The following is a 5756-nucleotide window of genomic DNA, read 5'->3' as shown; positions in this document are numbered from 1 at the left end:
TTCTTCATAATCTCGTTTCTCTGCTGCTGATGCAGCGACGCAGAACGAAGCGGTGCCGGAGTGGTTGCGAAGTGACGCAGCGCGGTGCGGTTTCGGTGGTGAATGCGCAATCGATCTTTAAAAATTAACAGCCGATAAGTGTGGGCGCTTGATGGCGACGCGCGGTGGATCTTTCGGGATCTGCCGGCCAGGCGAAAGTATCAAGTCTCACACAGTAATGAAAGGAAGGTTTGCCTGTTGGGGCGTCAAGCTTCGGCAGGTTAATCATTCGTCAGTACGTTGAGTGAGCGACCGGTTGGTAACACAACCGAAAACAGTAACAGGCATTGAACTGAAGAGTTTGATCCTGGCTCAGATTGAACGCTGGCGGCATGCCTTACACATGCAAGTCGAACGGCAGCACGGGAGCAATCCTGGTGGCGAGTGGCGAACGGGTGAGTAATACATCGGAACGTGTCCTGGAGTGGGGGATAGCCCGGCGAAAGCCGGATTAATACCGCATACGCTCTATGGAGGAAAGCGGGGGATCTTTCGGGACCTCGCGCTCAAGGGGCGGCCGATGGCAGATTAGCTAGTTGGTGGGGTAAAGGCCTACCAAGGCGACGATCTGTAGCTGGTCTGAGAGGACGACCAGCCACACTGGGACTGAGACACGGCCCAGACTCCTACGGGAGGCAGCAGTGGGGAATTTTGGACAATGGGCGCAAGCCTGATCCAGCAATGCCGCGTGTGTGAAGAAGGCCTTCGGGTTGTAAAGCACTTTTGTCCGGAAAGAAAACCTCTGGGTTAATACCCCGGGGGGATGACGGTACCGGAAGAATAAGCACCGGCTAACTACGTGCCAGCAGCCGCGGTAATACGTAGGGTGCGAGCGTTAATCGGAATTACTGGGCGTAAAGCGTGCGCAGGCGGTTCGTTAAGACAGATGTGAAATCCCCGGGCTTAACCTGGGAACTGCATTTGTGACTGGCGGGCTAGAGTATGGCAGAGGGGGGTAGAATTCCACGTGTAGCAGTGAAATGCGTAGAGATGTGGAGGAATACCGATGGCGAAGGCAGCCCCCTGGGCCAATACTGACGCTCATGCACGAAAGCGTGGGGAGCAAACAGGATTAGATACCCTGGTAGTCCACGCCCTAAACGATGTCAACTAGTTGTTGGGGATTCATTTCCTTAGTAACGTAGCTAACGCGTGAAGTTGACCGCCTGGGGAGTACGGTCGCAAGATTAAAACTCAAAGGAATTGACGGGGACCCGCACAAGCGGTGGATGATGTGGATTAATTCGATGCAACGCGAAAAACCTTACCTACCCTTGACATGGACGGAACCTGGCTGAAAGGCCGGGGTGCTCGAAAGAGAACCGTCGCACAGGTGCTGCATGGCTGTCGTCAGCTCGTGTCGTGAGATGTTGGGTTAAGTCCCGCAACGAGCGCAACCCTTGTCCCTAGTTGCTACGCAAGAGCACTCTAGGGAGACTGCCGGTGACAAACCGGAGGAAGGTGGGGATGACGTCAAGTCCTCATGGCCCTTATGGGTAGGGCTTCACACGTCATACAATGGTCGGAACAGAGGGCTGCCAACCCGTGAGGGGGAGCTAATCCCAGAAAACCGATCGTAGTCCGGATCGCAGTCTGCAACTCGACTGCGTGAAGCTGGAATCGCTAGTAATCGCGGATCAGCATGCCGCGGTGAATACGTTCCCGGGTCTTGTACACACCGCCCGTCACACCATGGGAGTGGGTTTTACCAGAAGTGGCTAGTCTAACCGCAAGGAGGACGGTCACCACGGTAGGATTCATGACTGGGGTGAAGTCGTAACAAGGTAGCCGTATCGGAAGGTGCGGCTGGATCACCTCCTTTCTCGAGCTGAACGTGTTCAACGTTGAGCGCTCACGCTTATCGGCTGTGAAAAAGACAGACTCAGGGGTCTGTAGCTCAGTCGGTTAGAGCACCGTCTTGATAAGGCGGGGGTCGATGGTTCGAATCCATCCAGACCCACCACTGTTTCTGCGGTGGCGGCGCGAACTGACTAAAACCCCTGGGGAAGTTGCATGACTGGGGGATTAGCTCAGCTGGGAGAGCACCTGCTTTGCAAGCAGGGGGTCGTCGGTTCGATCCCGTCATCCTCCACCAATCCTCAATGCCGGTTTTACTGCGGCGGACATTGCGAGATGTCTGCGGTGCAGTGACACGGGCATTGGCGATTGAGCCAGTCAGAGTGATACGTGGTTATAGCAACCGCGCTATCGGCTGTCGTTCTTTAACAATCAGGAAGAAGTAGTAAAGAGATTCACGAAAGGCACTTAGAGATGGGTGTCCGAGTAGGTGAATCAGGGTTGTGATTGTATCAATGTATGAAAAGAGAGATCGAAAGATTGCTCTTGGAATACGGCGCAACACGAATACTCAACCTGTAGCGACTGTTCAGGCGTGATTCTGCGGAACCATGTTGAGACACACTCGTTATAGGGTCAAGCGAACAAGTGCATGTGGTGGATGCCTTGGCGATCACAGGCGATGAAGGACGCGGTAGCCTGCGAAATGCTTCGGGGAGCTGGCAAACGAGCTTTGATCCGAAGATGTCCGAATGGGGAAACCCGGCCCGTATGGGTCATCCATGGCTGAATACATAGGCCATGTGAAGCGAACGCGGTGAACTGAAACATCTAAGTAACCGCAGGAAAAGAAATCAACCGAGATTCCCAGAGTAGTGGCGAGCGAAATGGGACCAGCCTGTACTCTTTATCTTTACTGTTAGCCGAATGCTCTGGAAAGTGCAGCCATAGCAGGTGATAGCCCTGTAGGCGAAAACAGTTTGGAAGAACTAGGTGTACGACAAGTAGGGCGGGACACGTGAAATCCTGTCTGAAGATGGGGGGACCATCCTCCAAGGCTAAATACTCGTGATCGACCGATAGTGAACCAGTACCGTGAGGGAAAGGCGAAAAGAACCCCGGGAGGGGAGTGAAATAGATCCTGAAACCGCATGCATACAAACAGTCGGAGCCTCGTAAGGGGTGACGGCGTACCTTTTGTATAATGGGTCAGCGACTTACATTCAGTGGCAAGCTTAACCGATTAGGGCAGGCGTAGCGAAAGCGAGTCCGAACAGGGCGTTCAGTCGCTGGGTGTAGACCCGAAACCAGGTGATCTATCCATGGCCAGGATGAAGGTGCGGTAACACGTACTGGAGGTCCGAACCCACTAACGTTGAAAAGTTAGGGGATGAGCTGTGGATAGGGGTGAAAGGCTAAACAAACCTGGAAATAGCTGGTTCTCTCCGAAAACTATTTAGGTAGTGCCTCGTGTATCACCTTCGGGGGTAGAGCACTGTCATGGTTGAAGGGTCCATTGCGGATTACTTCGCCATAGCAAACTCCGAATACCGAAGAGTGCAATCACGGGAGACAGACATCGGGTGCTAACGTCCGGTGTCAAGAGGGAAACAACCCAGACCGCCAGCTAAGGTCCCCAAATATTGCTAAGTGGGAAACGAAGTGGGAAGGCTAAAACAGTCAGGAGGTTGGCTTAGAAGCAGCCATCCTTTAAAGAAAGCGTAATAGCTCACTGATCGAGTCGTCCTGCGCGGAAGATGTAACGGGGCTAAGCAATATACCGAAGCTGCGGATGCATATTTATATGCATGGTAGGAGAGCGTTCCGTAAGCCTGCGAAGGTGCATTGAAAAGTGCGCTGGAGGTATCGGAAGTGCGAATGCTGACATGAGTAGCGATAAAGGGGGTGAAAGGCCCCCTCGCCGTAAGCCCAAGGTTTCCTACGCAACGTTCATCGGCGTAGGGTGAGTCGGCCCCTAAGGCGAGGCAGAAATGCGTAGCTGATGGGAAGCAGGTTAATATTCCTGCACCATTGTTAAATGCGATGGGGGGACGGATCGCGGAAGGTTGTCCGGGTGTTGGAAGTCCCGGTCCTTGCATTGGAGAAGGCGCTCAGGCAAATCCGGGCGCGGAATTCAAGGGTGCGAGGCCATTCACTTCGGTGAAGAAGCAACTGGAAGTGGTTCCAAGAAAAGCCTCTAAGCTTCAGTTTAACAAGACCGTACCGCAAACCGACACAGGTGGGCGAGATGAGTATTCTAAGGCGCTTGAGAGAACTCGGGAGAAGGAACTCGGCAAATTGGTACCGTAACTTCGGGATAAGGTACGCCCCTGTAGCTTGACTGGCCTGCGCCAGAAGGGTGAAGGGGTTGCAATAAACTGGTGGCTGCGACTGTTTAATAAAAACACAGCACTCTGCAAACACGAAAGTGGACGTATAGGGTGTGACGCCTGCCCGGTGCCGGAAGATTAAATGATGGGGTGCAAGCTCTTGATTGAAGTCCCGGTAAACGGCGGCCGTAACTATAACGGTCCTAAGGTAGCGAAATTCCTTGTCGGGTAAGTTCCGACCTGCACGAATGGCGTAACGATGGCCACACTGTCTCCTCCCGAGACTCAGCGAAGTTGAAGTGTTTGTGATGATGCAATCTCCCCGCGGCTAGACGGAAAGACCCCATGAACCTTTACTGTAGCTTTGCATTGGACTTTGAACCGATCTGTGTAGGATAGGTGGGAGGCTATGAAGCGTGGACGCCAGTCTGCGTGGAGCCGTCCTTGAAATACCACCCTGGTTTGTTTGAGGTTCTAACCTTGGCCCGTGATCCGGGTCGGGGACAGTGCATGGTAGGCAGTTTGACTGGGGCGGTCTCCTCCCAAAGTGTAACGGAGGAGTACGAAGGTACGCTAGGTACGGTCGGAAATCGTGCTGATAGTGCAATGGCATAAGCGTGCTTAACTGCGAGACCGACAAGTCGAGCAGGTGCGAAAGCAGGTCATAGTGATCCGGTGGTTCTGTATGGAAGGGCCATCGCTCAACGGATAAAAGGTACTCTGGGGATAACAGGCTGATACCGCCCAAGAGTTCATATCGACGGCGGTGTTTGGCACCTCGATGTCGGCTCATCTCATCCTGGGGCTGTAGCCGGTCCCAAGGGTATGGCTGTTCGCCATTTAAAGAGGTACGTGAGCTGGGTTTAAAACGTCGTGAGACAGTTTGGTCCCTATCTGCCGTGGGCGTTGGATATTTGAAGGGGGCTGCTCCTAGTACGAGAGGACCGGAGTGGACGAACCTCTGGTGTACCGGTTGTCACGCCAGTGGCATCGCCGGGTAGCTATGTTCGGAAGAGATAACCGCTGAAAGCATCTAAGCGGGAAACTCGCCTTAAGATGAGATATCCCCGGGGCTTCGAGCCCCTTGAAGGGTCGTTCAAGACCAGGACGTTGATAGGTCAGGTGTGGAAGCGCAGTAATGCGTTAAGCTAACTGATACTAATTGCCCGTAAGGCTTGATCCTATAACAAGTGTGTCTCGACCAGAGTTAGCGCTTCAGCGCTTACTCTGGTCCGATCCCCGCAGGGGATGCGTGCCAGGCACCAGACGGTGTTAGCAGGACGCACAGGTTGAGATCAGTGTTGTGCACTACAAGCACAGCCCAAAACGTAATACCGAGAGGCATCCTCTCAACTACTTCTTCCAGATTGGTTGTGCTGGCCCGGGGTGCAAACCCCACCCAGCACGACAACAAGTCATGCCTGATGACCATAGCGTGTCGGTACCACCCCTTCCCATCCCGAACAGGACCGTGAAACGACTCCACGCCGATGATAGTGCGGATTGCCCGTGTGAAAGTAGGTAATCGTCAGGCTCCCCAGCAGCAACAGAAACCCCACCCCACAAAGGTGGGGTTTCTGCGTTTACCGC

Annotated in this window: 2 tRNA genes and 3 rRNA genes; all 5 read left to right on the top strand. The window is 53.7% G+C overall.

The annotated features are described in order from the left end of the window. Positions 1-328 precede the first annotated feature (328 nt). The 5 genes from P3T16_RS34630 (at position 329) to rrf (ending at position 5700) form a co-directional block, all read left to right on the top strand. Positions 329-1861: ribosomal RNA gene (locus P3T16_RS34630) — 16S ribosomal RNA — on the top strand. Between the two features lie 64 nt (positions 1862-1925). Then, positions 1926-2002 (top strand) — tRNA-Ile (locus P3T16_RS34625). A 56-nt stretch (positions 2003-2058) separates the two neighbouring features. Continuing rightward, positions 2059-2134 (top strand) — tRNA-Ala (locus P3T16_RS34620). Positions 2135-2470: 336 nt separating this feature from the next. Next, a 23S ribosomal RNA gene (locus P3T16_RS34615) occupies positions 2471-5349 on the top strand. A 237-nt stretch (positions 5350-5586) separates the two neighbouring features. Then, a 5S ribosomal RNA gene (gene rrf, locus P3T16_RS34610) occupies positions 5587-5700 on the top strand. Together the 16S, 23S and 5S rRNA genes with 2 tRNA genes alongside form the textbook arrangement of a ribosomal RNA operon. The last annotated feature ends 56 nt before the right edge of the window (positions 5701-5756 follow it).

It is taken from the genome of Paraburkholderia sp. GAS42 (assembly GCF_050436565.1).
Lineage (GTDB): Bacteria > Pseudomonadota > Gammaproteobacteria > Burkholderiales > Burkholderiaceae > Paraburkholderia.
Note: the sequence above shows the minus strand (reverse complement) of the source record. Positions and strands in the feature narration are given on the sequence as shown.